This is a genomic window from Patulibacter sp. NPDC049589, from assembly GCF_040675535.1.
In the GTDB taxonomy this organism is placed as follows: Bacteria; Actinomycetota; Thermoleophilia; order Solirubrobacterales; family Solirubrobacteraceae; genus Patulibacter.
This window is the reverse complement of the sequence record NZ_JBFAPC010000024.1, coordinates 1-26548: the sequence shown is the minus strand read 5'-3', so window position 1 is coordinate 26548 and position 26548 is coordinate 1. Positions and strand designations below refer to the sequence as shown.

General features: G+C 75.4%; 28 protein-coding genes and 2 tRNA genes. 14 read left to right on the top strand and 16 right to left on the bottom strand.

Features of this window, described 5'->3' with window-relative positions:
• Positions 1-29: 29 nt before the first annotated feature.
• Entirely contained in the window at positions 30-515 is a 486-nt protein-coding gene (locus AB0L40_RS06725) for a hypothetical protein (protein WP_364351092.1), read from the bottom strand.
• A gap of 64 nt (positions 516-579) precedes the next feature.
• Here AB0L40_RS06725 and AB0L40_RS06720 point away from each other — a divergent pair, with 64 nt between their 5' ends.
• Positions 580-2136 (top strand): MDR family MFS transporter, encoded by a 1557-nt coding sequence (locus AB0L40_RS06720; protein ID WP_364351089.1) that lies wholly within the window; start codon positions 580-582, stop codon positions 2134-2136.
• An 89-nt stretch (positions 2137-2225) separates the two neighbouring features.
• On the opposite strand, the gene AB0L40_RS06715 is transcribed toward AB0L40_RS06720, so the two are convergent.
• From AB0L40_RS06715 to pheA, 3 genes are all read right to left on the bottom strand, one after another.
• Complete coding sequence (locus AB0L40_RS06715; RefSeq protein WP_364351086.1) at positions 2226-2594, bottom strand: hypothetical protein; 369 nt, start codon at positions 2592-2594, stop codon at positions 2226-2228.
• A 209-nt stretch (positions 2595-2803) separates the two neighbouring features.
• Positions 2804-3820, bottom strand: coding sequence for a prephenate dehydrogenase/arogenate dehydrogenase family protein (locus tag AB0L40_RS06710; protein WP_364351083.1), 1017 nt, complete (start codon positions 3818-3820; stop codon positions 2804-2806).
• A complete protein-coding gene (gene pheA / locus AB0L40_RS06705) occupies positions 3820-4725 on the bottom strand; it encodes a prephenate dehydratase (RefSeq protein ID WP_364351081.1) in 906 nt (301 codons plus the stop codon). The genes AB0L40_RS06710 and pheA overlap by 1 nt, the downstream gene beginning before the upstream one ends.
• Before the next feature lie 46 nt (positions 4726-4771).
• Between pheA and AB0L40_RS06700 the strand changes: the two genes are divergently transcribed.
• From AB0L40_RS06700 to AB0L40_RS06690, 3 genes are all read left to right on the top strand, one after another.
• A tRNA-Gly gene (locus AB0L40_RS06700) sits at positions 4772-4842 on the top strand.
• A gap of 624 nt (positions 4843-5466) precedes the next feature.
• Positions 5467-5540 (top strand) — tRNA-Pro (locus tag AB0L40_RS06695).
• Positions 5541-5693: 153 nt separating this feature from the next.
• Positions 5694-6167: a hypothetical protein gene (locus AB0L40_RS06690; protein WP_364351078.1), complete on the top strand. Its 474-nt coding sequence runs from the start codon at positions 5694-5696 to the stop codon at positions 6165-6167.
• Between the two features lie 106 nt (positions 6168-6273).
• Here the strand turns inward: AB0L40_RS06690 and AB0L40_RS06685 are convergent, their stop codons facing one another.
• Both AB0L40_RS06685 and AB0L40_RS06680 read right to left on the bottom strand, forming a co-directional pair.
• Entirely contained in the window at positions 6274-6774 is a 501-nt protein-coding gene (locus AB0L40_RS06685) for a hypothetical protein (RefSeq protein WP_364351076.1), read from the bottom strand.
• Between the two features lie 134 nt (positions 6775-6908).
• A complete protein-coding gene (locus AB0L40_RS06680) occupies positions 6909-7454 on the bottom strand; it encodes a TetR family transcriptional regulator (RefSeq protein ID WP_364351074.1) in 546 nt (181 codons plus the stop codon).
• Positions 7455-7753: 299 nt separating this feature from the next.
• Here AB0L40_RS06680 and AB0L40_RS06675 point away from each other — a divergent pair, with 299 nt between their 5' ends.
• Complete coding sequence (locus AB0L40_RS06675) at positions 7754-8014, top strand: hypothetical protein (protein ID WP_364351072.1); 261 nt, start codon at positions 7754-7756, stop codon at positions 8012-8014.
• Positions 8015-8198: 184 nt separating this feature from the next.
• Here the strand turns inward: AB0L40_RS06675 and AB0L40_RS06670 are convergent, their stop codons facing one another.
• The 3 genes from AB0L40_RS06670 to AB0L40_RS06660 all read right to left on the bottom strand — a co-directional run bounded on the left by AB0L40_RS06670 (position 8199) and on the right by AB0L40_RS06660 (position 10472).
• On the bottom strand, positions 8199-8366 hold the full coding sequence (locus AB0L40_RS06670; protein ID WP_364351070.1) for a DUF1810 family protein: 168 nt from the start codon (positions 8364-8366) through the stop codon (positions 8199-8201).
• A 108-nt stretch (positions 8367-8474) separates the two neighbouring features.
• Positions 8475-9965 carry a hypothetical protein gene (locus AB0L40_RS06665; protein WP_364351067.1) on the bottom strand — a complete coding sequence of 497 codons (1491 nt, stop codon included), beginning with the start codon at positions 9963-9965 and terminating at the stop codon, positions 8475-8477.
• A 132-nt stretch (positions 9966-10097) separates the two neighbouring features.
• The gene (locus tag AB0L40_RS06660) at positions 10098-10472 is read right to left on the bottom strand and encodes a VOC family protein (RefSeq protein WP_364351064.1); all 375 of its coding nucleotides are present in this window, start codon (positions 10470-10472) and stop codon (positions 10098-10100) included.
• 175 nt (positions 10473-10647) lie between these two features.
• Between AB0L40_RS06660 and AB0L40_RS06655 the strand changes: the two genes are divergently transcribed.
• On the top strand, positions 10648-12081 hold the full coding sequence (locus tag AB0L40_RS06655; RefSeq protein WP_364351061.1) for a BNR-4 repeat-containing protein: 1434 nt from the start codon (positions 10648-10650) through the stop codon (positions 12079-12081).
• A gap of 15 nt (positions 12082-12096) precedes the next feature.
• Here the strand turns inward: AB0L40_RS06655 and AB0L40_RS06650 are convergent, their stop codons facing one another.
• The 3 genes from AB0L40_RS06650 to AB0L40_RS06640 form a co-directional block, all read right to left on the bottom strand.
• Positions 12097-12888 carry an aldo/keto reductase gene (locus AB0L40_RS06650; RefSeq protein WP_364351155.1) on the bottom strand — a complete coding sequence of 264 codons (792 nt, stop codon included), beginning with the start codon at positions 12886-12888 and terminating at the stop codon, positions 12097-12099.
• Between the two features lie 258 nt (positions 12889-13146).
• Positions 13147-13755 (bottom strand): TetR/AcrR family transcriptional regulator, encoded by a 609-nt coding sequence (locus AB0L40_RS06645; RefSeq protein ID WP_364351058.1) that lies wholly within the window; start codon positions 13753-13755, stop codon positions 13147-13149.
• Positions 13756-13903: 148 nt separating this feature from the next.
• Positions 13904-15304, bottom strand: a complete 1401-nt coding sequence (locus AB0L40_RS06640; protein ID WP_364351056.1) for a LuxR C-terminal-related transcriptional regulator — start codon at positions 15302-15304, stop codon at positions 13904-13906.
• Positions 15305-15440: 136 nt separating this feature from the next.
• Between AB0L40_RS06640 and AB0L40_RS06635 the strand changes: the two genes are divergently transcribed.
• Positions 15441-16361, top strand: a complete 921-nt coding sequence (locus AB0L40_RS06635) for an NADP-dependent oxidoreductase (protein WP_364351053.1) — start codon at positions 15441-15443, stop codon at positions 16359-16361.
• A gap of 328 nt (positions 16362-16689) precedes the next feature.
• On the top strand, positions 16690-17025 hold the full coding sequence (locus AB0L40_RS06630) for a hypothetical protein (RefSeq protein ID WP_364351050.1): 336 nt from the start codon (positions 16690-16692) through the stop codon (positions 17023-17025).
• Here the strand turns inward: AB0L40_RS06630 and ybaK are convergent.
• Together ybaK and AB0L40_RS06620 are read right to left on the bottom strand one after the other, a co-directional pair.
• Positions 16925-17395, bottom strand: coding sequence for a Cys-tRNA(Pro) deacylase (gene ybaK / locus AB0L40_RS06625; protein WP_364351047.1), 471 nt, complete (start codon positions 17393-17395; stop codon positions 16925-16927). The genes AB0L40_RS06630 and ybaK overlap by 101 nt on opposite strands.
• A gap of 2 nt (positions 17396-17397) precedes the next feature.
• Positions 17398-17628: a hypothetical protein gene (locus AB0L40_RS06620; RefSeq protein ID WP_364351044.1), complete on the bottom strand. Its 231-nt coding sequence runs from the start codon at positions 17626-17628 to the stop codon at positions 17398-17400.
• Between the two features lie 201 nt (positions 17629-17829).
• Between AB0L40_RS06620 and AB0L40_RS06615 the strand changes: the two genes are divergently transcribed.
• Positions 17830-18144, top strand: a complete 315-nt coding sequence (locus AB0L40_RS06615) for a putative quinol monooxygenase (protein WP_364351041.1) — start codon at positions 17830-17832, stop codon at positions 18142-18144.
• Positions 18145-18147: 3 nt separating this feature from the next.
• Here the strand turns inward: AB0L40_RS06615 and AB0L40_RS06610 are convergent, their stop codons facing one another.
• On the bottom strand, positions 18148-18372 hold the full coding sequence (locus tag AB0L40_RS06610) for a hypothetical protein (RefSeq protein WP_364351038.1): 225 nt from the start codon (positions 18370-18372) through the stop codon (positions 18148-18150).
• A gap of 258 nt (positions 18373-18630) precedes the next feature.
• Positions 18631-19503, bottom strand: coding sequence for an alpha/beta hydrolase (locus AB0L40_RS06605; RefSeq protein WP_364351035.1), 873 nt, complete (start codon positions 19501-19503; stop codon positions 18631-18633).
• Between the two features lie 453 nt (positions 19504-19956).
• Here AB0L40_RS06605 and AB0L40_RS06600 point away from each other — a divergent pair, with 453 nt between their 5' ends.
• From AB0L40_RS06600 to AB0L40_RS06580, 5 genes are all read left to right on the top strand, one after another.
• Positions 19957-20175, top strand: a complete 219-nt coding sequence (locus AB0L40_RS06600) for a hypothetical protein (RefSeq protein WP_364351032.1) — start codon at positions 19957-19959, stop codon at positions 20173-20175.
• Positions 20172-21962 (top strand): biosynthetic-type acetolactate synthase large subunit, encoded by a 1791-nt coding sequence (ilvB, locus tag AB0L40_RS06595; protein WP_364351029.1) that lies wholly within the window; start codon positions 20172-20174, stop codon positions 21960-21962. Before AB0L40_RS06600 ends, ilvB begins: the two co-directional genes overlap by 4 nt.
• Before the next feature lie 233 nt (positions 21963-22195).
• Positions 22196-22759, top strand: coding sequence for a dihydrofolate reductase family protein (locus AB0L40_RS06590; protein ID WP_364351026.1), 564 nt, complete (start codon positions 22196-22198; stop codon positions 22757-22759).
• A 166-nt stretch (positions 22760-22925) separates the two neighbouring features.
• On the top strand, positions 22926-24635 hold the full coding sequence (locus tag AB0L40_RS06585; RefSeq protein WP_364351023.1) for an FAD-binding dehydrogenase: 1710 nt from the start codon (positions 22926-22928) through the stop codon (positions 24633-24635).
• 1294 nt (positions 24636-25929) lie between these two features.
• Positions 25930-26548, top strand: a 619-nt coding sequence (locus AB0L40_RS06580) for an FAD-dependent oxidoreductase (protein WP_364351020.1), incomplete at its 3' end; no start/stop codon positions are given.

Here is a 26548-nt window from a genome sequence, read left to right as displayed (position 1 = left end):
GCTCGCCCGGGCGCGAACGCCGGCCCGGCTCAGCGCGGCAGGGCGCAGCGCGTGACCTGATCGCTGCCCGCGACGGCGATCACCAGCGTCGTCGCGTCGCCGAGCTGGTCGTCGTAGGAGCCCTGGCGCGCCGCGTCGCACCAGATCTGGGCCTGGCCGTCGTCCGCCGCGGTGGTGCGGGCGGTGCCGTCGGCGCGGACGGTGATCGTCGGCTGGTCGCCGGCGACCGTCGGCGGCTTCTGCACCGTCACGGTCGTCGTGGGCGGGGCGGTGCCGCCACTGGTCGTCGAGGTGCCGGTCGTGCTCGGCACCACGACGGTGCTCGGCGGCGGGACCACGACGGTCTGCTGCGGCGCGGCCTGGGTGGACGTCACCACGGCGCCCTGCGTGTCCGTCGCGGCGGGCTTCGCGCCGGTCGACACCACGCGCACGTCCTCGGAGTCGGATCCGCCGCACCCCGACAGGGCGAGGATCCCGGCGGTCACGACGGCGGCGGAGACGGAGGTCAGGCGCATTCCCAGGTCATACCGCGAACGACGGACGCGGTGCACGGCGGGGCCCGCCGCCTACGATCGACGGGTGCGTCGTCCGGGTCCAGCCTCCTCCGCCCCGCCGGCGGACCCGCGAGGCGCGACGACGCGCCGCGGCTGGGTCGTCGCCGGGCTGATGACCACGCTGGCGCTGTCGGCGCTGGAGGGCACGATCGTCGCGACCGCCGCGCCGCAGGTCGTCGGCGACCTCGGCGGCTTCTCGCTGTTCGGCTGGGTCTTCTCCGCGTACCTGCTGACCCAGACCGTGTCGATCCCGCTCTACGGGAAGCTCGCCGACCAGTACGGCCGCAAGCCGGTGCTGCTGATCGGGATCACGATCTTCCTGGCGGGCTCGGCGCTCTGCGCGGCGGCGTGGGGGATGGTCGCGCTGATCGCCTTCCGCGCCCTGCAGGGTCTCGGCGCCGGCGCGATCCAGGCGACCGTGCAGACCGTCGCCGGCGATCTCTACGCGGTCGAGGAGCGCGGGAAGATCCAGGGCCGGCTCTCCAGCGTCTGGGCGGTCTCCGCGCTCGCCGGCCCGATCCTCGGCGGGGTCCTGGTCGAGGCGCTGTCGTGGCGCTGGATCTTCCTGCTCAACGTCCCGGTCGGGCTGCTGGCGATGGCGATCATCCACCGGCACCTGCGCGAGGACGTCGTCCGGCGTCCCCACCGGATCGACGTGCTGGGGACCGCGCTGATCTTCTTGGCCGCCGGGTCGCTCGTCTTCGCGCTCCTGCGCGGCGGGGTCGCCTGGGGCTGGACGTCGGCCCCGAGCCTGGCGATCCTCACGGTCGCCCTCGGTGCGGCGGCGCTCGCGATCCGGGTGGAGCGCCGCGCGGCCGAGCCCGTGATGCCGCCGTGGGTGTGGCGGCGGCGCGCGTTCGTCGGCCCGAACCTCGCGATGGCGGGCCTCGGGCTCCTGTTCGCGGGTCCGTCGATCGTGCTGCCGATCTACGGCCAGCTGGTGCTCGGCCTCAGCGTGGCGGTCGCCGGCCTGCTGCTGGCCAGCATCCTGATCGCCTGGCCGGTCGCCGCCTCGGTCTCGCCGCGGCTCTACCTGCGGATCGGCTTCCGGCGTTCCTCGATGCTCGGGGCGACGCTCGCGCTGGTCGCGTGCACGACGTTCGTCCTGCTGCCGGAGGCCCCGCCCGCGGGCGCCGTGCTCGGCGTCGGGCTGGTCCTCGGCGCGGGCTGCGGGCTGCTGTCGGTGCCGATGGTGGTGGCGGTCCAGTCGGAGGTCGGCTGGGAGGAGCGCGGCGTCGCGACGAGCGCGTCGATGTTCTGCCGGATCCTCGGGCAGAGCCTCGGCGCCGCGGTCTTCGGCGCGATCGCCAACGCGACCCTGCACCAGCGGCTGCAGGACGCACCGGCGGCGCTGCGCGGCGCGCTGCCGTCCGACGTCGACGGCATCAGCCGGACGCTCCAGTCGGGCCGGACGCTCGACGACCGCGCGTCCGACTACCTGGCGGCGGCCGTGACGGCGGCGACGGAGCACGTCTTCCTGGGTCTGGCCGTCGTCGCGCTCGCGACGCTCGTCGTGGTGACGGCCGTCGTGCCGCGCGTCGCGCCGCCGGTCGCGAGCACGGCGACGGCCCCGGCGGACTGATCCGCCGGGGCCGAAGGTGGGTGGTCGGGGCTCGGCCGCGGGGCGGCCGGGGGACGGGTCGGCGGGCGTGAGCCGCGCCGCGCCGCGGACTACGGGGTCGCGTTGACCTGCTTCTGCGCGTCCTCGAGGGCCTTCTTGGCCTCGTCGGGCAGGTTGCCCTGCTCCTTGGCGGCGTCGATCGCGTCGTTGGTCGCGTCCTTGGCCTTGTCGGTGATGTCCTTCGTCTTCTCCTCGAGCTCCTTCTGGACGTCCTCGGCGGAGCGCTTGCCGGACTTGACGTCCTCGGCGGCCTTCTGGGCGTCGTTCTGGAGCTGCTTGCCCTGCTCCTGGAGCTCGACGCCCTGCTGCTGGATCTTCTCGACCTTCTCGTCGTTGCCGCCGCAGGCGGCGAGGGTGATCGTCGCCAGGAGGGCGATGGGGAGGACTGAGAGGCGGGTGGCGGATGCGTTCTTGAACATGGGCACACCGTATGGGCGCCAGATCGTGCCGTCCGCGTCATCTGACGCACTCGACGCGTGCCGCTCGACGCGCCCTGGGCGGTCACCCAGTCGGGACGGGGGATCGACGGGTCCCGGCGCCCGAGCGGCCGCTGGGAGGACCGGTCCGGACCCGGCGGTGGTGACCCCTACGGACCGCACCGGGCGCAGGTGACCGACACGGCGCCCGGTCAGCCGCCGGACGCCCCGCGCTCGCCGACCACGCGGCCGTCGCCCGCGTCCGTCAGGTGTCGGACGACCACGCCCCGCTGCCCGAGCTCCAGCAGCCCGGTCCAGCCGTCGTCGACGGCGAGCGGCTCCCAGGCGACGTTCGACCAGCGCGCGGTCGCGACCGCGTCGTGGGCCGCCGAGCCGCGCTCCCACCCGGTCTGCAGCCGGTCGCGGTCGCCGGAGCGCAGGTCGTCGGCGGCGGCCCGCAGCCGGTCGGCGGTGGCCTCGAGCACGTCGGCCGTGGCGTCGGCGTTGGCGTGGAGGATCTCGGCCCACAGGCCCGACGGCGCGGCGGCCACGCGGGTCATGTCCCGCAGCCCGCCACCGGAGAGGACCGCGGCCAGCGGCCCGCCCGTCGGCGGCCCGGCCGCGACCTCGGCGAGGACCCCGGCCACGACGTGCGGCGCGTGACTCGTGGCGGCCAGCGCGCGGTCGTGGTCCTCCGGCGTGCAGGCCAGCAGCCGGGCGCCGAGCGCGTCGAGGACCGGCGCGGCGCGCAGCAGGGTCGCGGTGGTGTCGACGACGCCGTCGGGGTCGTCGGCCGGCGGGCAGATCGCCCAGGTCGCGCCGTCGAGCAGGTCGGCGCGGGCCGCCGCGAAGCCGCCGCGCTCGCCGCCGGCCAGCGGGTGGGCGGGCAGGAAGCGGCCGGCGTCCTGCGGGGCGCGGGCGCGGATCTCGTCGACGACGGGCCCCTTGACCGACGCGGTGTCCACGACGACGACGTCGGGGTTCGCGGCCAGCGCGGCGGCGGCGACCTTCGCGGCGGCGTGCGGCGGGACGCAGAGCAGCAGCACGTCGACCGCCCGGGCCGTGGCCTCGGGGGAGCCGTCCGCCGGGGCGCCCTGCGCCTCGCTCCACGTGCGCGGGTCGGGCCAGACGTCGCAGCCCCGGACGTCGAGCCCCGCGGCCTGCAGGGCCAGGAGCGCCGACCCGCCGATCAGGCCGAGCCCGCAGACGCCGACCCGCGGCGCCGCCATCACCGCTCCGTCCGCGCGAGCATGGCGGCCAGGCGCCGCTGCTCGTCGGCGTCGTCGTCCTGCCCGCGCCGCGACTCCGGCCGCGTCGGGTCCTCGGGGTAGGACCCGAGGAAGCGCACGTCGACCGAGCGCGACAGCAGGCCGAGCGTCGCGTCGCGCACCCGCGCGTCGTGCAGGTGCCCCTCGACCTCGACGAAGAACACGTACTCGCCGAGGAGCTCCTTCGTCGGTCGCGACTTGATCGCGGTCATGTTCACGCCGCGGCCCGAGAACTCCTGCAGCAGCGAGACGAGGCTGCCGGCCCGGTCCTGCGCGGGGAAGAGGACGAACGCCGAGCGGTCGCGCCCGGTCGGCCCGGGGCTGCGGTGCCCGAGGCGCAGGAAGCGGGTCGCGGCGCGCTCGTCGTCGCGGATCCCGCGCTCGGTGGCGACGAGGCCGAACTGCTCGCCGGCGTCGGGGCCGGCGAGCGCCGCCCAGCCGGGTCGGGCCTCCTCGGCGACGTCGCGGCAGGCGGCGGCGTTGGAGCTGGCGCCCCGCGTGGCGAGGTCCTGGCCGCGGATGAACGTCTGGCACTGCGCGAGGCCGACGGGATGCGAGATCACGCCCGTGAGCGGCGCGTCGTCGCCCGGCAGGCGCCACAGGTCGAACGCGACGGGGATCACGCGCTCGGACACGATCACGACGTCCTCGTCGGTGGCGATCAGCAGGTCGAGGTTCGCGGCGACCGGCCCGTCGAGGCTGTTCTCGAACGCGATCACCGCGCCGTCCGCCGTCCCACCGGCGATCGCCGCGATCACCTCGTCGGCGTGGTCGAGCGCCACGAGCCGCTCGCCGTCGCGCGCGAGGTCGATCGCCGCGCGGTGGGTGAAGGTGCCCTCGGGCCCGAGGAACGCCAGGTCGGCCATCGGGCGAGCCTACCCGGCGCTCTCCTGGCTAGACTCCGACGTCCTCGCGGGCGAGGTGTTGTGGTTGCACAGGAGCCTTCCAAGCTCTTAGGGCGGGTTCGATTCCCGTCGCCCGCTCCTCTCGTCCGGATCGCCCCCGTCGGCGGCCCGGACCCGGAACGGACGAAGGCCCCGGTCGGTGACCGGGGCCTTCGTCGTCCTGCAGGACCTGCTCTGGGTATCCCGCGCCCGCCCTACTGCTGCGGACGCGGGGGTCTTGGGGGCTCCATCAGCTGGAGTGGCGGGGAGAAACGGTGCGGGCGGTGTTCGTCATTCAGGTGGCTCCTTCTCGGGGGCTTCGTCCTCTGGTGCCATCCATAGAACCACCGGACCCTTGGCGCGAGGGAGTCCGCACCTCTGGAGTTCCTAAGGGTTGGGGAGCAGGGGCCTAAGCCCGGATCCACCGATAGTCGGTTGAGTCTCGGCGTCGAGGGCCGAGTGTGGGTCGATCGGACACGTGAGGACGGTCGGTGACCATTCGATCGTGTCCGGTCGGGTCACGCGAAGGTCATCGGCGTCGAGACGACCCGAGGATCGGTGGATCCAGGCTCTAAGCCCAGCCGCGCCGGGACCGACGGCCGGTTCGGTGCGGGCCGGCGGGACCGGCCGGCGAGCGTCCCGTCGATCGGGGTCGGGCCGGGACGCACGCGAGGCGATACCGGGCGACCGCGGACGGCCTTCTGCGGTAGCCTTCCGCGTCCTCGGGGAGTGGCGCAGTCTGGTAGCGCACCCGGCTGGGGGCCGGGCGGTCGCAGGTTCAAATCCTGTCTCCCCGACTACGGACACCGAGGACACGGAGGGCCCGCGAGAGCGGGCCCTCCGGCGTTTCCGGGGTGACCGACGCCCGGCCCCGAAACGCGGCAACGCGGTTCCCCGGCCCCGTGCGGGACGCGGAACGGCGCCGGACGCTGAACGCTCGGCGATGCGGGGTGCACCTGCAGATCCCGAAGGGGTTCGACTGCTGCGTCGCCAAGGTCGTCGCCGTGGAGAAGACGCGCCGGTCGCAGTCGATGTCGACCGTCGCCACGGCGAGCGTCGCGCTGAACGCCGCCGAAGAGGACGACCTGCACGAGCGCGACCTCGCGGGCCTCATGGCCGGCGCGACCAGCCTGGCGTTCACCGGGATCCCGTCCCACCGCCATCCGACGGCCGCGCAGGTGATCAGCGGGACCGCGGTCCTGGGGAAGGCGGTGTCCGCCGTGGCGCTGGCGGGCCCGGACGTGCAGGTGCAGGCCGGGACGATCGGCGTCTGGCTCGACGGCACCCGCACGTCGGTGACCGCGACGACCCCCGGGGGCCGTCACCTGTACTTCGACTACGACCGCTCGACCCGCGGCGTGTCCTCCAACGTCCTGACGGCGCTGAACGACACGGCGGGCGCCGATCTCCTCGGCGGCGACTGAGGCGTCGACGAGCGCCGGGTCGCGGCCCGGCGCGGGTCCGCCGGGCGGGCGTCGTCGCCCGGCGCGGTACCGGCCGGCCGACGCTCGAGGCCTCCGTCGAGACCGGTCAGGAGGTGGCCGCGTCGAGGAAGCCCCGGAGGACGCGCTCGGCCGTGACCAGGTCGTCGTCGATGACAGCCCGCACCATCGCGACGGAGGCCACCTCGTGGTCGACGAGGACGTTGTAGGGCCGACGGTCGCCGGCCGGCGCCAGGTCGCGCAGCCGCTCGAGGTGGCCGATGAACCGCTCGAACTCCGGGAGGATCCCCGTCCAGGCCACGGTGCGCGGCTGCGCTGCCATCTGCCCGGCCAGGTCGGCGCCCTGTCGCTCGACCGCGTCCTCGTCGAGCACGTCCTCGGCGGCACCGGCGGCGGCGATCATCGGCTCGAGCTGGGCGCGGGCCACCGACTCGACCCGCTCGAACGCGTGGTAGACGGCGCGTTCCCCGGCATCGTCGGTGCGCGCCGCCAGCTCGCGGCCGAGCACGACGCCCAGCCGTTCGCCGTCGTAGGCCTGGGTCAAGAGCTGTCGGTACTGCTCGCCGTCGGTCATGCGTCTCCGCTCCACGTTCCGATCGTCCGGCCGACGATCGGCGGGCGACCCTCGCGGGACCCTGCCAGAAAGTCGACCGACCGAACTAGTAGTTCGCTCGCACAATATTCACGACCCGTGTGCGCTGTCAACCTCGAACGGCGCGCCCGTCACCCCGCCCGGGGTCCCGGCAGCGCCCGCTCGATCACCTGCTGGATCGCCTCGGCCGACGGCGGCTCGTCGGCGAGCAGGAGCTGGATGCAGACCCCGTCGACCGCCGCCACGAGCGACCGCCGCTCGACCTCGGTCAGGTCCCCGAAGGCGGAGGTGACCGCGTCCGTCCATCGGCGCGCGGCCGGGCGCAGGGCGGGCCGGCGCGCGGCGAACAGGTAGAGCTCGATCTCGGCGACCATCCGCGAGCGGTCGTTCGCCAGCTCCGCCAGGAGGTTCGCGGCGACGTCGCGCGCGAAGGACTCCGGCGGGATGCCCGCGAGGGCCTTCGACCACGCCACGCTCCCGGCCTCGATCGCCGACGTGAGTAGGTTGTCGACCGATCCGAAGTGGTAGGTGACGGCGTTGGCCGCCATACCGGCCTCGCGCGCGACGGCCCGCTGGGTGACGCCCTGGGCGCCCTCCCGCTCGAGGATGCCGAGCGCCGCCTCGATCAGCTGCGCGCGGCTCGCCGCCCCTCGGATCCGCCGTCCGTCGTCGCTCACGCCTGGAGTATCGCTGCGGCCGTCCGTGGGCCGTGAGTGGCGTCCCACGGGAGCGCCTCCCTGTGGCCGTGGAGACGGCCAGGGACGGCCGCTCGCCGCCTGTTCCGGGCGCGCGCGGGGTGGCGACGGTCCGCCGCCGGGCTTCGGCCCGACCCGCGGCACCGGGGAATCCCCGCTGTAAACGGAGCGGACACTCCGGTGTGTTACAACGTCTAGGAAGTTCCAAGCCTTTGGAAGTACCGATCGGGCCGGCTGCCGCAGGTCCGATCGGCGCGAACTCCGTCGAAGCAGAGAACCCGATGTCCTCCCACTCCAGTGCCGCCACCTCCGGCGGACGCGATCACGATTCGGCGGCCGTCGCCGTCGGGACCCGCGCGCCGTCCTTCGCCGACGACCTCGGTCGCCGTGCCCGGTCCGCCGACGTCGTGCTCGCCCGCCTGATCGCCGACGAGGCGTCGTTCGCCCGGCGCGTGCGCCGGGTCGCCCGCGACCGGTCGGAGCGCGGCGTCCCGTCGTCGCTCCTCGGCGAGGTCACGGTCGACCCCGACCGCCTCGCGTAGGCCGGGCGCGGCGCGGTCTTCCGGCGGCTGCGGGCCCGTGGGCGCTCCGCGCCCTGCGGCTCCGGCGCCCGTGAGGCGTCCCTCCTCCGCGCGGCTCCCGCCTCCGTGGAGGGTGCTGGGCCGACGCAGGCGGCTCCGGCCCCGGTGCCGTCCTGGCGCCCACGCGGCGCGCCGGTGCCGCGGGTCACACCCGCGCGTCCGTCGCGCCGTCCGCCTCCCCGCCGAACCACCGGTCCAGCACGGCCCGGAACGCGGCCTCGTCCGGTGCCGCCCGCAGGAAGAGCGTCATCGACGACCGCAGCTTCATCGCGTCGATCGACCCGAGCACGTGCTCGGCGGAGGCGCCGGTCACGTCGAGCAGGGCCCATGGTCCGCCCTGCGGACGGCCCGGGCGGGCTGGTCGGGGTGCGGTCGGTGGTTCTCGTCATGGTGCTCCGGGGGATCGGGGGAGAGGCGCCGCTCAGCGCTTGCGCAGGGCGGTGGAGGTGCTGGTCTTCGTGCTGCCGTCGACGGGCGAGACGTACTGGTAGCGGTACTTCGCCGTCGTGGACCGCGGGACGGTGCGGGTGAACGCGCCGCGGGAGTCGGTGGTGAGGGTCTTGTAGGCGCGCCACGCGCCGCCGGAGTACCGCTGCAGGCGCACGCTCATGGGGCCGGTCGCGGTGCGGACCTGACCCCAGACCACGGCGGTCTTGGTCGTGCGGTAGCCGAAGATCGGGTTCGGGAACGCCTGGGCGATCGGCTTGGCCTTGCCGCCCTGGAAGTACAGCCCCGACTGCCAGCCGTGCGGGTCGGCGTCGGCGTCCGCGTCGCCCTCGTCGATCCACTCGTACTGGGCGAGCATCTTCACGCGCGAGTTGTGCCAGGCGATCCACCAGCCCCACTGCGACCACGCGGACTGCGCGGCGGGGGAGATCCCGAGGTCCTTGTCCGGCGGGTTGGTCTCGTACGCGTACTCGTCGAGCCACAGCGGGAACCGCGAGGCGCCGACGACCTTCAGGCGTCCGGCCTTCGTGAGCTTGTCGACGACGGTGGTCAGCCGGCCGAGGTCGCCCATCCGGGCGTCGCCGGTGTACGGCGAGCGGTACGACGGGGAGTACCGGCTCGAGTGCGGGTGGTACGCCAGCACGTTGCCCTTGGGAGCGACGAAGCCGCGGCAGTCGCCGGTGGTCCTCTTCCGGTACTTGGAGTCGACGCAGGCGAGCTCGCGCAGGAACGTCAGCGGCTGGGTGGTGCCGTTGGTGCGCACGACGAACCGGTCGCCCCGCGAGGACGTGGCGCCGATCGCGATCGTGGCACTCGGGTCCTCGGCGTGGATCGCGTCGTAGCCCGCGGCGGCGAGCTTGCGGTAGAGGTGCGGCGAGTAGACGCGGCACTTGGTGCCCGTGCAGATGTTCTGCGGCTGCAGCCAGGTGGCGACGTTCGGCTCGTTCCAGACGATGTAGTCGTCCACCCGGGCGGCGGTGTGCTTCGCCACCGCGTGGGCGAAGTCGCCGAACATCGCGGGGCTCGGCCGCCAGCGGTTGTTGCGCCGCGCCGGCTCGAGCGAGCCCCAGATCGGGCCGGGCCCGGTGACGACGAGCGTCACCGTCATCCCGTTCTGCCGGATCAGGTCGATCTTGCGGTCCAGGTCGGTGAAGTCGTACGCGCCCTCGGCCGTGCCGTCGAAGCCCGCCGGCGGCTTCGTGGCGTCCGGGCTGGGGGCGATGTGCGCCCACTCGGCGAACATCCGGACGTTCTCGACGCCCGAGGCCTTCCACTGCGCGACGATCGGCGCGGGGTCGCCGTGCGCGCCGTTCAGCACGCCGTCGTCGGCCATCGTCGTGACCATGCTGCTCGCGGCAGACGCTGGGGCGGCGGCGACGGCGAGACCGGTGGCGAGGGCGATGAGGCAGGCGCACGCGATCAGGACGCGCGTCACCGACCGGCGGAACCGGCGGAGGGAGGTCACGGAGGGGCTCCTCGATGGGGGCGGAGGACGGTCGTCGGCCCGGGGCGTCGGTGGACGCGGTCGGCGACGTGTTCGGGGGTAGGAACCCACCACGTGGCCGAAAGTTGTGTCGCGGCGCCGCTCGCGTCGGCCTCAGTCGCGCGGCACGTGGCGGCCGTGGAGCATCAGGGGGTTGCCGTCGGGGTCCGCGAAGAACGCCATGTGGCAGACGCCGGTGTCGAACGTCGGGGCGAAGAACGCGACGCCCCGGCCCTCGAGCTCCTCGCGCATCCCGGCGACGTCGTCGGTGTGCAGCGCGATCGCGTTGGTGTTGGCCTGGAACTCGCGGCCGGCGCTGGTCGGGTCCCAGACGCTGAGCGTCGTGTCGCCGAGGCTGAACTCCGAGAACGGCTTGCCGACGGTGTGCGCGTCCTCGTCGAGGCGGAGGACGTCGCGGTAGAACGCGCGGGCGCGGTCGGCGTCCTGTGTGGGGATCGGGACGAAGTCGATGCGGGTGATGGAAGGCATGGGGACACCCTCACCTGCAATGCGGACAGCCCGTGACCGCGTCCGGATCGGCTCCCTGCGACGCTCGTCCGGGCGCCGCGCGGACGGCGAATCGCGCGCGATGACCAGTGTTATCCTCCCGGTCCGGTCCGCCCCCGGGGACCTGCTCCGTCCCGATCCCCGAGGAGGTCGCGCCGTGTCGCGCCCACCGCTCCCCGTCCGCCCATCGCTGGTCGTCCTGTGCGCTGCGGCCGCCCTGCTCGTGGCGCTGGTCGCCGCGCTCGCCGGGCCCCCGCCCGTCCGCGGGGCCGCCGTCCCCACCGACTGCCTGCGCGCGCAGAGCCAGGTCGCGCACGTGCAGGGGCCGCCCGAGGTCTCGGGGCCGCTCGCGCCCGCCGCCCGGCGGCCGACGATCCTGGGCCGGGGGGCCTGGAGCTTCTTCGGCGACCAGCGCGCGATCACCGTCGGCGGGATCGTCTACACGGGTTGGGTGACGCGGAGCGGCGACGTGGTGGTCGCGCGCTTCGTGCCCGGGGCGCCGCACGCCTCCAGCAAGGTCGTGATCGGCCACACCGGCACCGACGACCACAACAACCCGAGCCTGCTGCCGACCGCCGACGGGCGGATCGTGGCGTTCTTCAGCCCGCACTCCGGGCGGTTCATCCCGCGCAGCGGGCCGGGCCACATGTACTACCGGATGACCGTCGCGCCGGGCCGGTTCGACCGCTGGACGCGCACCCGCCGTGTGCCGGTCAACGCCCCCGGCGAGCTCGGGTTCACCTATCCCAACGCGATCGCGCTGAGCAACGACAAGACGTTCGTCGCCTGGCGCGGCGGGTGCTGGGAGCCGACGTTCGCGATCAAGGAGGGCGACCGCTGGGGCCGGGCCCGCGAGATCGTCGTCGGCCCGCGCGGAGCCCGGCCGTACGCGAAGTACGGCGCCGGTCCGCCCGGCAGCGGGCTGGTGCACATGTGCTACACCGAGCGGCACCCGAACCAGGGGCACACCGGGGTCCACTGCCTCGAGTACCGCGACGGCCGCTTCACCCGCGCCGACGGCACCCTGGTCGCCGGCCTGCGCGGCCTGCCGATCCCCGCGGCGAAGGGCGACGAGGTCTACCGCTTCGACCGCCGCCTGCGTCAGGCGTGGGTGATGGACGTCGCCGACGACGGCCACGGCCACCCGCTCGTCGCGTTCTCGGTCGGCAACCCGCGGGGACCGCAGCACTACCTCTTCGGGCGCTGGACCGGCACGCACTGGCGGCTCACGCAGATCGCCCGGGCGTTCTCGGACTTCGGCGGGCGCCTCGAGGCCGGGGGTATGACGATCGACCCGAACGACCCCTACACGGTCTACCTCGGCCGGATGCTCGACCACCGCATCCGCGTCGAGCAGTGGTCCAGCGCGGACCGCGGCCGGACCTGGCGGGGCGTCCGCCGGGTCAGCCCCGAGGGGCGGGACTGCTTCCGGCCGACGGCCACCGCGGCGGACGCGCGCACCGTCGTGCTCTTCGTCTGCGGCCGCTCGCGCAGCTGGACGGACTTCCGGACGGAGATCCAGGCCGTCGCGCTGGACCCGGTGGCCGCTCCGGCCCCGCCGTCGGCGCCCCCGAAGACGGGGACGCTCTGAGGCGGCCCGGGCCGGTCAGTGCCCGAAGGCGTCCGAGTCCGTGATGCCCTCGCCGCCGCGGTCCAGCGCGCTGATCTCGGCGACCTCGTCCGGGGTCAGGACGAAGTCGAAGACCGAGAGGTTCTCGCGCTGGCGGCCCGCGTCGGCGGACTTCGGGACGGGGACGTCGCCGATCTCCAGGTGCCAGCGCAGGACGATCTGCCCCGCCGTCCGGCCGCGCCGCTCGGCGATCCGGGTCACGACGGGGTGCTCGCGGATCCCCGCGTCCTTGCCGCCCAGGGGGCTCCAGGCCTCGCAGAGGATGCCCTTGGCCTGCAGGTACTCGCGCTCCGCCGCGCGGGTCCGCGTCGGGTCCAGCTCGATCTGGTCGACGTCGGGCACGACGCCGGTGGCCTCCAGCATGCGGTCGACGTGCGCGGGCTTGAAGTTCGACAGGCCGATGGCGTTGACGCGCCCGTCCTCGAGCAGCCGGACCAGGCCCCGGTAGGCGTCGACGTAGCGGTCCTGCGCCGGGTTGGGCCAGTGGATCAGCAGGAGGTCGATGTAGTCGACGTCGAGCTTCGTCGCGCTGCGCTCGAACGCCCGCTGGACCTCGTCGACGCCGTGGTCCTCCTTGTTGAGCTTCGTGGTGACGAAGAGCTCCTCGCGCTTCACGCCGCTCGCCGCCAGCCCGCGGCCGACGCCGACCTCGTTGCCGTAGTTGAACGCGGTGTCGATCAGGCGGTAGCCGATCCCGACGGCCTGCGCCACGGCGACCTCCGCCTCGCGGTCGTCCAGCGGCCAGGTGCCGAGGCCCAGCCGGGGCATCCGCGCGCCGTTGGCGAGCGGGACGGTGGGGGCGGGGGACGTGCTCGTGGAGGAGGTGCTCACGGGTCGGTGGCTCCGGGTCGTGGGGGACGTCGCGCGGACGCCGGCGGGCGGGGTCCGCCCGGCAGTCATACCGCTACCCGGTGCCCGGCCTCGCGGCACGGGGCCGTCCGCCGCCGGGGCCGTGGGATGCCCGGGGCCGGGCTGTTCGCGCTCGACCCGTGCCGACGGCGTCGGAGCGAGCCGGGTCCGCGGCCGTCAGCGACCCGTGAGGTACCGCACGAGCATCTGCTCGGTCTGCCGCACGTACTCCTCGGGATCGGTGCCGTCCCGGGGATTGATGACGAGGTTGTGCGTGACGCTCTCGGCGACCTGCACCACGAGGTGCGCGGCGATCCGGCGGTCGGACGGGACGACCTCGGGCCGGGACTCCAGGTAGCCCGTGACGGCCTCGACCGCGGCGGCCATCGTGCGCTCGACCCGGTGGCGCAGCGCGACGGGCCGGGGGGCCTCCTCGAACAGCACGCGGTGCAGCGCAGGGTGGCTGCGGTGCAGGGCGACGAGCGCCTTGAGCATCCGCGACACGCCGTCGGCGATCGGCGGCGACTGGGTGACGAGGTCGGTCAGCAGCGGGGTGAGCGCCGCGTACGCGCCGTCGAGGTGCTCCTCGACCAGCGCGACGAGGATCGCGTCCTTGTCCGCGAAGTACCGGTGGACCGTCTCGACCGTCACGCCGGCGCGCTCCGCGATCCGCCCGGTGGTCCCGCCCTCGTAGCCGTCGCGCGCGAAGACGTGGGCCGCGGCCTCGACGATCGCGTCGACGGTGTCGACCGACCGCTCCTGCACCGCCGAGCGACGGGGATGCACGCCGCGCTCGGGGGTCACGGCCGGGCCGCGGCGGAACGCGTGGGACGGGACGTGCGCATCGGCACATAGTAGAACGGCGGACCCTCCGTGGGCTGCGGCCCGCGGAAGAATCTCGCGCCGGTCGACCAGGTGTCCGCCACCCGGCGCGTCAGCGGCCCCCGGCGACGGCGCGCAGGCGCGGTCCGGGGGCCGCCTCGGGGGCCGTGCCGCCGACCCCGTGCTCGCGCGCGAGCGCCGCGGCCTCGCCCCGCGAACGCACGCCGAGCTTGCGCAGGACGTTGGCGACGTGGAACTTCACGGTGTGGTCGGTGACCGACAGCGTCGCGGCGATCTCGCGGTTGCGGGCTCCGCGCGTCAGCTCGGCGAGGACCTGCAGCTCACGCTCTCCCAGGACGCTCAGCGGGCTGCTGTCCGGTGCCGCCACCGGCGTCAGCGGCACGCGGACGGTGACCGTCGTGCCCCACCCCGGGACCGCCTCGACCGCGACCGTGCCGCCCAGGGCGGCGACGCGCTCGGTCGTGCGGTGGACGGCGAGGGCGTCGCCGGTGATCGCGCCGGGCCCGTCGTCGCGGGCGGTGACGAGCAGGGCGTCGTCGGTCAGCCGCCACTCCAGGCGGATCCGCGTGACGGCGTCCTGGTCCAGCAGCACCAGCGCGACGCCGCGGGAGACCGCCCGGGCGGCGTGGGCGATCTCGGCGGGCAGGGCGCGGTCGCCGTCGGGCCCCGCGAGCTCCAGCGCGGCGGAGCCGAACCGCGTGAGAGGCCCGAGCTCGCCGGCGAGGCGGGCGAACGCGGCGTCCGCGGGCTCCTCGCTGAGCGCGCGGTCCCGGTCCCCGGCCTCGCGCAGCTCGATCAGGGCGGCGACGGCGACGTCGGTCGCGGCGGCGCGGGCGGCGCGGTCGTCGACGTCGCGGGCCCGGAGGGTGCCGAGCAGCGCCGCGAGCGTCGCCTCGTGCGCGTCGCCGAGCTCGGCGATCGCCCGCGCCCGCTCCTGCGCGGCGGCGAGGTTCTCGACGACGGTGCCCGGCGGCGTGTCCGCGGCGCGCTCGGCCAGCGAGGCGGCCAGGACGTTCCAGAGGCCCTGCACGATCGCCCGGACGGCGGGGCCCGGGCCCGCCGCGGGGGCCGCGTCGCCGGAGGCTCCGGCCGGCTCGGCCCCGGTCCGGCCCTCCTCGGCGTCGTCCTCGAGCACCACCGCCAGCAGCGTGCCCGCGGACCCGGGCGGGGACGCGGCGACGGCGAGCAGGCGCCGCTCGGCGCCCGCGAGGGGTGCGACGCCCACCCACGGCTCGCCCGGCACGACCCGGCCGGCGAGCTGCGCGAGCTCGGCGCTGGTCGGGGCGGCGGGGAGGGTCCGTCCGCCGTGGACCTTCAGCGGCGCGCGGGAGCAGTCGCCGGTGAGCATCGCGATCAGCCGGTCCTCGCCCGCGGGCAGGAGCTCGCCCAGGATCGGGTGCAGCGTCGGCAGCGACGCGGGCCGCGCGGACTCGACCAGGCGGGCCGCGGCGGCGAGGGCCCAGATCGGATCGCGCGGTGCTGGCTCGCTCATGGACCGATCGTAGCCCGCCGCCCTGCCCGGCCCGCCTGCCCGGACGGCGAGCAGGACTGCCCGATCGGGTAGTCGCCGGGCGGGGCCCTGCGGCGCACGATGGATGGCGCAGCACACGACGACGAAGGAGCAGGGGATGCCGAAGGCAGTGCGGTTCGACGGATACGGCGGCGTGGAGGTCCTGGAGGTCCGCGAGGTCGACCGCCCGGAGCCCGGCGCGGGGCAGGTCCTGGTGCGGGTGCGGGCGGCCGGGATCAACCCGGGGGAGATCGCGGTCCGGGAGGGCGTGTTCGAGGACCGCTGGCCCGCGACGTTCCCGTCCGGGCAGGGCAGCGACCTCGCCGGCGTCGTCGAGGAGGTCGGCGTGGGCGTCACGGCCTTCGCGGCCGGCGACGAGGTGCTCGGGTGGACCGACGAGCGCGGGAGCCAGGCCGAGCTCGTGGTCGTCCCGGCCGACCAGCTCGCCCCGAAGCCCGCGGCGGTCCCGTGGGACGTGGCCGGTTCGCTCTTCGTGGCCGGGATGGCCGCGTACGCGTCGGTGCGGGCCGTCGCGCCGCAGGACGGCGAGGTGGTCGTGGTCTCGGCCGCCGCCGGCGGGGTCGGCGTCTACGCGTCGCAGCTGGCCCGCGAGTCCGGGGCGACCGTGATCGGGCTGGCGAGCGAGCGCAACCACGGCTGGCTGCGGGAGCACGGGATCGTCCCGGTCGCCCACGGCGACGGCGCGTTGGAGCGGGTACGCCAGGCCGCGGGCGGCCGGGTCGACGGGCTGATCGACCTGTTCGGCGGCGGCTACGTCGACCTGGCGCTGGAGCTCGGCGTCGCGAAGGAGCGGATCAACACGATCTTCGACTTCGCCGCCGTCGAGGAGCACGGCGTGAGCGCCCAGGGCACCTCCGAGGTCGCGAGCGCCGCCGCCGTCGCCGAGGTCGCCGGCCTCGTGGCGTCGGGCCGGATCGACGTCCCGATCGCGGCGGCCTACCCGCTCGACCAGGTCCGCGACGCGTACGTGCGTCTGGCGGAGCGGTCGACGCGCGGGAAGATCGTGCTGCTGCCCTGAGGGCCGCGGGCGCGAGGGTGTGGCGGCCGATCGGCGGGAGGGTCGCATCGAGTTCTGGACCGTGGAGGTGCGGAACTCGGCGCGGGGTGGGCCGGCGGGACGGCCCTCGCCGGTCACATCGACTTCTGGACCGTGGAGGTACGGAACTCGGCCCGGGGCGGGCCGGCGGGACGACCCTCCCCGGTCGCATCGAGTTCTGGACCGTGGAGGTGCGGAACTCGGCGCGGACCGGCTGGCTGGCCGCCCAGCGCTTGCGCGGGGACCCGGGCGGGCACGAGACTCCTGCAGCCGCGACCGGTCCGGGCGCGGCGCCGACCACGGAGCACGCATGACCCACGAGAACGTCGTCTCGATCCGCCTGGAGGACCCCGCGCGGGCGGACGAGGTGCTCGACGTCCTGAAGGAGGCCTCGCGGCTCGGCAAGCTCGGGCTGAACGCCGCGGTGACCGTCGAGGTCGAGGCCGACGGCACGGTCCGCGTGGGGCGGCTGCGCGAGGCCGCGGGCGACGGGATGCGGCACACCGGCACGCTGCTGGGCCTCGTCGGCGTCCTCGGCGGCCCAGTCAGCCCGCCGCGCGGCGGATCGGCCGGACCTCGGCGCCGGTCAGCGCGACGAGGTCGGCGGGCGCGAGCTCGATCTCCAGCCCGCGGCGGCCGGCACTGACGAAGACCGTGTCGTGGTGCGTGGCGCTCTCGTCCACCAGCGTCGGCAGGGGCCGCCGCTGGCCCAGCGGGCTGATGCCGCCGGTGACGTAGCCGGTGGCGCGCTCGGCGCGGGCGGGGTCGGCCATCGCGGTCCGCTTGCCGAGCGCCCGCAGGTCGAGCGTGTCCGCGGCCGGGACGACGCAGACCACGAGCCGCTCGTCGCGGTCGATCACCAGGGTCTTCAGAACCCGCTCGGGGTCGAGGCCGAGGGCCTCCGTCGCCTCCAGCGCGTACGAGTCGGCGGCCGGGTCGTGCGGGTACTCGTGCAGCGTGAACGGCACGCCGGCGGCCTTCGCGGCGCGGGTGGCGGGCGTCTCGCGGCCGGCCACGCTCAGGCCTCGAGCCGGGCCACGCCGGCGGCGGTCAGCGCCCAGGTCCCGTCGGTCTGCTCCTCGGCGTGGCCGCGGGCGGCCAGGTCGGCGAGGTTCAGCGGCGTGCGCATGTCGCCGTGCCCCCGGCCGATCTCCTCGTCGATCTGCGCGACGGGCACCCCGACGCCGGCGCGGCCCCGCGCCAGGCGGCCGAGGGCGGTGGTCACGTGGACCAGGTCGCGGGCGCTCATGGGGGGATCGTCGCACCCGGCCTCGCCGGGGACCAGCGGCGGACCACGTCTTCGGGGCCACGTGACGCGCCGGACCGCCGTGCGGCCGCGACCTGGCCCCTGCGCCGGCCCGTCGCCCCCGGTCTCCGGATCTCGGTCCGCGTCGGGGCCGTCGGCCTGCCACGTTCCCCTCCCGCGACGCGCCGCGGATAGCGTCGCTCCATGAGCATCGTCGTGGTCGCCCACATCCACGCCCGCGAGGGGAAGGAGGCCGAGACCGAGGCCGCGCTCTCCGCGCTCGTGCTCGCCTCCCAGGGCGAGGAGGGCTGCCTGTTCTACGCGCTGCACCGGGGCACGGAGAACCCGCGGGAGTTCACGACGGTCGAGAAGTGGTCGGGCCCGGAGGCGCTCGGCGCCCACTTCGGGACCCCGCACATCGCGGCTGTCCTCTCGCGTGCCGACGAGCTCCTGGAGCGGGCGCCGGACATCCGCAACTACGAGGCGCTGCCGCTCGGCGGGGAGCAGGGCGCGCTGTAGCGCCTACCCGCCCGAGCCGAGGACGGTGAAGGCGATCACCGCGACGACGGCGGCGAGCACGATGCCGGGGAGCAGCAGGGCCGGTCCCCAGGCCGGTGGTCGGGCCTGGAGCTCCGAGGCCAGCTCCGCGCGGGCGACCTCGTCGCTCGGCGCGACGACCACGACGCCGACCTCGTCGATCGCGGCGCCCATCCCGTCGATCGTGGTGCTGATGCCGTACTGCGACACGCGGTCCCCCTGGTGCGCCGGGGCCGCGCGGCTGCGCGTACCCCGTCCTCGGGCGGCGAGCCTACCGGGCGCGGAGGACGGCCGGGCACGGATCGGTGCGGGCCCCGGTGGGTGATCGCCCGGCGCGTCGCGGGCGGTCGTCGCCTCGGCGCGTTCGCCGAGTGCTGGCACGACGCCGGGTCGCCGACGCACCGCGGCCCGGGCGCGTCGCAGACCGGCCGGCGGGCGCGTGCGACGCCGTCGCGGGCGCGCCGCGGGTCAGGCCGCGGTCAGGTGCGCGAGGACGTGGTCGGCGAAGACCTCCGGCACCTCGAGGTGCATGTGGTGCCCGGCGCCGGGGATCGACGCCAGGCGCACGCCGCCGGTGAAGCGGTCGCCGAGGTCGTCGAAGCGCTCGGCGCCCATGCAGTGGTCGGCCTCGCCGCGGATGACGAGCGCGGGGACGGGGACCTCGCCGAAGACGATCCGGCGGGCGTCGGCGTCCGCCAGGGCGAGGGGGATGCCACGGTAGTAGCCGAGCGCGGCCGACATCCGGCCCTGGCCCTGCAGGCCCGCGCGGATCGTCGCGAGCTGCTCCGCCGACGGTCTCCAGCCGGGCGACCAGCGGCGGACCAGTTCGTCGATCCAGCGCAGGCCGTCGCGGCCGATGATGCGCTCCGGCACGTCGGGCACCTGGAACTGGACCATGTAGCGCGACCGCCACGCCTGCTTGAGCGACGGCCGCGTGATCACGGAGTGCGTGTGCGGCACGGCGGCCATCACGATCCGCCGGATCCGGTGCGGCGCCAGCGTCGCGACCGTGTGCGCGGTGACGGCACCCCAGTCGTGCCCGACGACCATCAGCTCCTCCTCGCCGAGCGCGTCGGCGATCGCGAGGACGTCGCGGGCGAGGTCGACCGGCGTGGTGCGACGCCGTGGCGGCAGCGACGACGGGGCGTAGCCGCGCATCGCGGGCGCGACGGCGTGGAACCCGGCGGCGGCCAGGGTGTCCAGCAGCGGGACCATGCTGAAGACGCTGTCGGGGAACCCGTGCAGGCACACGACGAGCGGGCCCTCGCCGCGCTCGATCAGGGCGAGCTCGACCTCGCCGGCGTCCACGAGGCGGTCGACGGCGGGGCGCTCGGTGCTCACCGGGGAAGGGTCGCACGGGCGACCGGCGGGAGTCCCGCGGTGCGGCACCGACAAGCGGTGCCGGCCGACTCCCGGCCCGTACCCGGGAAGCGCCGAAGGGCCGGTCGGCAAGGGTCCCGCGGTGCTCGCCGCACCGGCCCTGGCGCCGGTCCGGTCGCACCCGACCGGGCCCGAGGGACCGCCTGGACGACCGTCCGAGGTGGCGTTCCGCGGGCCGGTGGTGCATGATGTGGGCCCGTGACTCACCGTCACACCACGCCGCTTCTTCCCGCGGGCGCCCTCGGCGTCCGCCTCGGCGTGCTCGTAGTACCCGGCCTCACGGCCGGCCTCCGCTAGGCACAGCACCCGCGTCCCGGCCGCCCGCCGGACCCGAGTCCTGAGTCTCCCGACACGCCGCCGCTCGCCCCCGAACCCGGGAGCGTCCTCGTGCGCTCCCCCGGACCCCTCACGAACATGCTCCCCACCACGCACCGCTCCCACCGCAGCACGATCCCGGCCACCGGCCTCGGGTCGATCCTCGTCGCGTCGCCGCAGCTCGCCCTCGTGGCGGACCGCGCCGTCGTCGCCGCGGTCGCGGTCGCGGTCGGGATGGGCGAGGAGGCCTTCACGGCGATCGACCGCCGCCCGTGGGCCGACGCGGTGAGCCCCGATCCCGCGGGAGCCCCTCGATGAGCGCGCCCGAGTCCACGCACGCCGCCCCGGGCACGCCCGCCGACGGCGCCGCCCCGGCGGAGGAAGACGTCGTGCTCGCCCGCTCGTCCGCCCCGCGCGGCGCCGACCGGCTCGTCGAGGCCCTGCTGGCCGAGGGCGTCGACACGGTCTTCGGCCTGCCCGGCGGTGCGTCGCTGGCGCTGCACGACGCGATCGACGCCTCCGCGCTGCGCCACGTCCTCGTCCGGCACGAGGCCGCGGCGGGCCACGCGGCGGAGGGCTGGGCGAAGGCCTCCGGCCGCACCGGCGTCGCGATCGTCACCAGCGGCCCGGGCGCCACGAACCTCGTCACGGCGATCGCCGACGCCTATGCGGACTCGGTCCCGACGGTCTTCATCACCGCCCAGGTGCCGACGACCCTGCGCGGCTCGAACGCCTTCCAGGAGTGCGACGTCATCGGCATGACGGCGCCGATCGTCAAGCACGGCATCGCGGTCGAGCGGGCCGACGACGTCGCGGCGGCGATCCACGAGGCGTTCGTGATCGCCGGCACCGGCCGGCCTGGTCCCGTGGTCGTCGACGTGCCGTCCGACCTGCTGAAGGCGCCCGCCCGCGGCGCCCGCTCGACCCCGTCGCTGCCGGGCTACCGGCCGCGCGCGACGCCGAACGGCCGCCAGCTGCGCCGGGCCGCGGAGGCGATCGCGGCCGCGCGGCGTCCCGTCCTCTACGCGGGCGGCGGCGTCGTCCACGCCGGCGCCGAGCCCGAGCTGACCGCCCTCGCCCGCCGCTACGACCTGCCCGTCGTGACGACCCTGATGGCCCTGGGCGCGATCCCCGGCGACGACGTCCGCTGGCTCGGCATGCCGGGCATGTACGGCGCGGTGCCGGCCAACCGCGCGCTGCACGAGGCCGACCTCATCGTCTGCGTCGGCGCGCGCTTCGACGACCGGGTGACCGGCGACCTGTCGGCGTTCGCGCCCCTCGCGCGGGTCGTGCACGTCGACGCCGACGCGTCGGAGATCGGCAAGAACGTCGCCGCACACGTCCCCGTCGTCGGCGACGCGAAGGCCGCGCTGGCCGGGATCGCCACGGCGCTGCAGGAGCTGGCCGCGGAGGGCGCGGTCGCCGCCGAGCTGCGCCCGTGGTGGCAGCGGATCGCCGCCTGGCGCGCCGAGCACGCGCCCCGCCGGGTCGCGCACGGCGTCGACGGTGGCGCGACGATCAGCGCCGAGGCCACCCTCGATCGCCTCCAGGAGCTGACGGGCGGACAGGCGCTGGTGACCACCGACGTCGGCCAGCACCAGATGTGGGCCGCCCAGCGCCTGCGCTTCGCGACGACCCGCCGCTGGATCACCTCCGGCGGCCTCGGGACGATGGGCTTCGGCCTGCCCGCCGCGATCGGCGCCGCGCTGTCGACCGACGAGGGCGACGACCGGCCCGTCGTCTGCGTCACCGGCGACGGCTCGCTGGTCATGCACCTCCAGGAGCTCGCGACCGCGGTCGACGAGGGCACCCCGGTCAAGGTCCTCCTCTTCGACAACGCGTCGCTCGGCATGGTCCGCCAGCAGCAGGACACCCACTACGCCGGCCGCCGCGCCGCGTCGTCGCTGCCCGGCCTGGACTGGGAGTCCCTGGGCCGCGGCTTCGGCGTCCCCACGTGGTCGGTCGACGACCCCGCGGGCCTCGACGCCGCGATGGATTCGTGGCTCGCCGCCGAGGGCCCCGCGCTCCTGCGCGTCGGCATCCCGGTCGACCAGGGCTGCGACCCGGCCTTCCCGGCCGGGTCGGTGGCGGTGGCGCGGGACTGAGGCGGGTCGGTGTCAGGTCCGGGTGTGCCCGGCCTGGACGTCTCGAGCGATGGCTGTCGGGCGGTGCACGGCGTGCGCCCGTGGGGCGAGGGCCGTGCACCGCCCGGCTCGTGTCCCGCGAGGCCGCCGGGGTGGATCCCGAAGCGACCGGCCCGCGGTGCGGACCGACCGATGAGTCTTCCGTGCCCGGCTGGTCTGTACGCCGAGATCCCGATCGACGGAAGGCTGACGCTGTGCGGAAACTGACCTTTGCCATGAACGTGACCCTGGACGGCTACGTCGCCGCGCCCGGCGACGACCTCGGCTGGAGCGCGCCGAGCGACGAGCTGTTCCAGTGGTGGTCCGACCGGGTGGCGGCGACGGGCCTGGCGCTGTACGGGCGCCGGATCTGGGAGGGGATGAGCTCCCACTGGCCGACCGCCGACCAGCAGCCCGGCGTCACGCCGGCGCACGCCGAGTACGCCCGCCGCTGGCGCGACATGCCGAAGGTGGTGTTCTCCTCGACGGCCGGCGCGGTCGACGGCAACGCCCGCCTGGTCACCGGTGACGCGGTCGCCGAGATCGCCCGGCTCAAGGCCGAGGACGGCGGGCCCATGGACATCTGCGGCGCCACGCTTGCCGCGGCGGCCGTGCGGGCCGGGCTGGTCGACGACTACGTGCTCGTCACGGCGCCGGTCCTGGTGGGCGGCGGCACGCCGTTCTTCCCGGCCCTGGACACCTGGGTCGACCTGGCCCTGGTGGAGACCCGGACGTTCCCGGGCGGCGTGGTGCTGACGAGGTACGAAACCATGCGCTGAGTGCCCCACCGGGACGACGGAGCGCGAGATCGACCGGCCGTCGTGTCGGGGACGGGGCCAGGCGGACCGCGGTCCCGCCCGGTCGCAGCGGCGCCGGGTTCCGGGCCGCGGACCTACCGCCGGTAGGTGTTCCCCGCCGGACGCCCCGAAGCGCGAGTATCACGGCATGAGCGCGCAGGAGCAGGCCGACGTCGTCGTCGTGGGCGGGGGGCTCGCCGGGTTGGTCGCCACGGCCGAGCTGGCCGACGCCGGGCGGACCGTCCTGCTCGTCGACCAGGAGCCCGAGCAGTCGCTCGGTGGGCAGGCGTTCTGGTCGCTCGGCGGGCTGTTCCTCGTGAACTCGCCGGAGCAGCGGCGGATGCGGATCAGGGACTCGCGGGACCTGGCGTGGCAGGACTGGCTCGGGACCGCCGGGTTCGACCGGCCCGAGGACGAGTGGCCGCGCCGCTGGGCCGAGGCCTACGTCGACTGGGCCGCGGGCGAGAAGCACGAGTGGATCACCGGCCAGGGCATCAAGCTCATGCCGCAGGTCGGCTGGGCGGAGCGCGGCGGCTACGACGCCGGCGGGCACGGCAACTCGGTGCCGCGCTTCCACCTGACGTGGGGGACGGGCCCGGGCGTGATGGCGCCGTTCGAGGAGCGCGTCCGCCGGGCGGTCGTCGCCGGCAAGGTCCGCTTCCGCTTCCGCCACCGCGTCGACGAGCTGATCGTCGAGGGCGGCGCGGTCGTCGGGGTGCGCGGCCGGACGCTCGTGCCGTCGGACGTCCCGCGCGGCGTCAAGAGCTCCCGCGAGGAGACCGGCGACTTCGAGCTGCGGGGCCAGGCCGTCATCGTCACCTCGGGCGGCATCGGCGCCAACCACGACCTCGTCCGCGAGAACTGGCCCGCCCGCCTCGGCACCGCCCCGAAGCACATGATCTCCGGCGTCCCCGACCACGTCGACGGCCGGATGATCCGCATCACGCAGGACGCCGGCGGCGAGACGATCAACCCCGACCGCATGTGGCACTACGTCGAGGGGATCCACAACTGGGACCCGATCTGGACCGCGCACGGGATCCGGATCATCCCCGGGCCCTCGTCGCTGTGGCTGGACGCGACCGGCAAGCGGCTGCCGGTGCCGCTGTTCCCGGGCTTCGACACCCTCGGCACGCTCGACCACATCATGCACTCGGGCCACGAGCACACGTGGTTCGTCCTGACCGAGCGGATCATCGAGAAGGAGTTCGCGCTCTCGGGGTCGGAGCAGAACCCCGACATCACCGGCAAGAGCGTCCTGGAGACCCTGAAGGCGCGCCTGTCGTCGGGGCCCCCCGGCCCGGTCCAGGCGTTCATGGACCACGGCGTCGACTTCGTGGTCGAGAAGGACCTCGCGGCGCTCGTCCGCGGGATGAACAGCAAGACCGACACGCCGCTGATCGACTTCGAGGACCTGCAGCGCACGATCGTGCAGCGCGACCGCGAGGTCGACAACCCGTACACGAAGGACCTCCAGCTGACCGCCATCCACGGCGCGCGGAAGTACTTCGTGGACCGGATCACGCGCGTCGTCAAGCCGCACCGCCTGCTGGACCCCGAGGCCGGCCCGCTGATCGCGGTCAAGCTCTCGATCCTCACCCGCAAGACCCTCGGCGGGCTGCACACGGACCTCGACGGTCGGGTGCTGCGGAAGGTCGACGGCCTCGCCAGTGCGCCCCACGGCGAGGCGGGCGCGGGCGCCCGCGAGCCGGTCCCCGGCCTCTACGCGGCGGGCGAGGTCGCCGGCTTCGGCGGTGGCGGGATGCACGGCTACCGCGCGCTCGAGGGCACGTTCCTGGGCGGCTGCCTGTTCTCGGGCCGGACCGCGGGGCGTGCGGCGGCGCGGGCGGTGGGGTAGGACCCGGGCGCGCCCGCGGACGGGTCCGCGGGGCGGCGCGGTGGGCGGGTGCGAGGCCGCGGGGGTCGGCGGGCGGGCGGGCGGTCGGCGACGGGCACCAGCGTTGGTTCCCAGTAGGAAGGTTTCCTGGTGGGCGTGGTGGGGTCGGCGGGCGGGCGGGAGCGGTCGGTGACGGGCACCAGCGTTGGTTCCCAGTAGGAAGGTTTCCTGGTCGGCATGGCGGCCCGCCGGCCACGACCCCGGGCCCCACCGCGTGGGAGGATCCGCGCGATGCCGGTCGACGACCCGACGCGCGACGGGGCCACGGACCCTCCGCCGTACGTGCCGCGCTTCCCGGCGGGCGCCGGCGATGCGATCGTGGAGGTCGTGGTCGCCCGCGCGGCGCCGCGCCCCGTCGACGCGAGCACCCTCGCCGGGCTGAGCGCGGACGAGCGCGAGCGCGCCGCTCGCTTCCGCCGGCCCGAGGACGCCGCGCGGTTCGTCACCGGGCGCACCCTCGCCCGGCGGCTGCTCGGGGCGCGGCTCGGCGTCGCCCCGGGCGTCGTCGACCTCGTCGTGCCGCGGCCCGGCGGGAAGCCGCACGTCCCCGGAGCGACCCTCGACGTCTCGATCGCCCACGCGGGGGACCTCGTCCTCGTGGCGCTGGCCGACGGCGTGGAGATCGGGATCGACGTCGAGGGAGGCATCGGCGCCGCGCCGACCGTCGACGAGGCGACCTGGCGAGGCGCGACCTCTCCGGCCGAGCGGGACGCGGCAGGTCCGCTGGTCTGGGCAGGCGCCGAGGCGCTCGGCCGCCCGGACGTCGCGCCTGCCCGGCGGTCGGCCGTCGACGACGTCGAGCGCCGGGCCGCCGGGCTTGCCGGATCCGCCGGGCTTGCCGGATCCGCCGGGCTTGCCGGACCTACCGGACCCGCCGGCCTCGCCGGCCCCGTCAGCCCGCCGCCGTCGACCGTCGACCTGTTCCTGCGCACCTGGGTCCGCAAGGAGGCGATCCTCAAGGCGGTCCGCCTGGGCCTCGCCGTCCCGATGGACGGGCTGACCCTGCGCGACGCGACGCCTCCCGCCGTGCTGGCCACCCCCGAAGGCCTGCCGGGCGCCGCCGGCATCGCCCTCCTCGACCTGGAGGCCCCCGCCGGGTACCGGGTCGCGCTCGCGGCCGTCACCTCCGGCGCGGTGGTGGCCCGCGACACGGACACGGTGGAGGTCCGCAGGTCGGTCGCCACGACTGTGCTCAAGTGCACCCCGTTAATCGTGAGGAAGGTTCGCAGAAGACGGTATCTAAACTGCAGACGTGCTGGAGAACCCGGAGTGGGACGTCGCGGTGATCGGGGCGGGTCCCGCCGGGCTGTCGGCCGCGCATGCGGCAGCCTCGGCCGGGGCCCGGGTGGTGGTTCTGGAGCGATCCGAGCATCCCCGCTACAAGACCTGCGGCGGCGGATTGCTCGGGATCTCGCTGCGGATGAGCGCCGAGCGGCTCGCTGTGCCGGCTCGCGACACGATCAACGCGGTCACCTTCACCCATGACGGCCGGCGCGGTTTCACCCGCCGGTCGCCGGGTGAGCCGGTGGTCACCATGGTGCGCCGCGACGACTTCGACCATGCCTGGTACCAGGCGGCGGTCCAGGTGGGCGCGACGGTCCGGCAGAACAGTCTGGTCCGGGCCGTTTCCCAGAGCGAGCGTACGGCTACCGTCAGTCTCGCCGACGGTGCCGAGGTGACCGCCCTGGTGGTGATCGGCGCGGACGGTTCGGCCGGGGTGAGTACCCGGCATGTCGGCGTCACCTTCGACCAGCAGGATCTCGGCTTGGAGGTGGAACAGCGTCACGAAGCACTACCCCGGGAGCGCCGCCCCTGCGGTGGAGGACTTCTCGCTGACGATCCCCGCCGGCGAGATCGTGGTCTTCGTCGGCCCG